Raw genomic sequence first — 912 nt, 5'->3', positions numbered from 1 at the left:
ATGGGCATTCGCCCATTTCCGGCCTGTGTTTTAGCCGCGCAGCGTTTTCAGCAGCGGCAGTAAATCAGTGCCTTCGTCCAGATAATAATTGGCCTGCCAGCCGTGTGGGTCATCATCGGCATCAATATAGCCAAAAGCGGCCACGGCGGTGGCCATGCCTGCATTCTGTCCTGCCTGAATATCGCGCAAATGGTCGCCCACATACAGACAGTTGGCGGGCGTTACCTTGTCCGCGCTGGCCGCGATCAGCAGCCCCTCCGGGTCCGGTTTGCGCTGCTTCACGTCATCCGGACAGAGCACAGGGCCCACCCGTTCATGCAGGCCCAGGCCTTCCAGCACTTTGCCGGTGAAGCGGGCGGGTTTGTTGGTGACGATGCCCCAGGGAATCTCGTTGGCATCCATCCAGTCCAGCGCCTCGGCCATCCCCGGGAACAGCACCGTATCCACCGCCAGGTGCTGTTCATAGGCGTCCAGCAGTTCTTCCAGAAAGGCCGGGAAGGTGAGATCGTCCGGCCCGGTGCCAAAACCCAGTTCGGTGAGGGCGCGGGCACCGTTCGATACGTTGGCGCGCACCGCCGAATAAGTCACTTCCGGGCGGCCGTGTTTTTTCAGCAGGGTATTGAGCACCGTATAAAAGTCCGGTGCGGTATCGATCAGGGTGCCGTCGAGGTCGAAATAAACGGCTTCCAGCTTTTCCATGAAAAATCCTGTTTGGGGTGCAAGTTTCAACGCAGATGATGCCGTGCCAAATGATTCGGTCTCCGCTGCGGCAGAAGCGGAATTGAAAGTTTAAAGTTCAAACACGTGGCCCAGGGTGTACCACCTGAAACATCCCGGTTCTGCGCTCCTGCTCTGGGCGCTGGCACGGCCTGTGAAAACCGATGATGGTGATCGCGCTTTTCAACTTTAAAC

Annotated in this window: 1 protein-coding gene; it reads right to left on the bottom strand. The window is 58.2% G+C overall.

Annotated features, from left to right (window positions below; translation table 11 throughout):
- Nucleotides 1-30: 30 nt before the first annotated feature.
- Nucleotides 31-699 carry an HAD-IA family hydrolase gene (locus Q672_RS32760; RefSeq protein WP_022986773.1) on the bottom strand — a complete coding sequence of 223 codons (669 nt, stop codon included), beginning with the start codon at nt 697-699 and terminating at the stop codon, nt 31-33.
- Nucleotides 700-912: the final 213 nt, after the last annotated feature.

Origin of the sequence: Alcanivorax sp. P2S70 (assembly GCF_000475295.1) — a bacterium.
In the GTDB taxonomy this organism is placed as follows: Bacteria; Pseudomonadota; Gammaproteobacteria; order Pseudomonadales; family Alcanivoracaceae; genus Alcanivorax; species Alcanivorax profundi.
The sequence above is the reverse complement of the archived record's forward strand: the minus strand, read 5'-3'. Positions and strand labels throughout refer to the sequence as shown.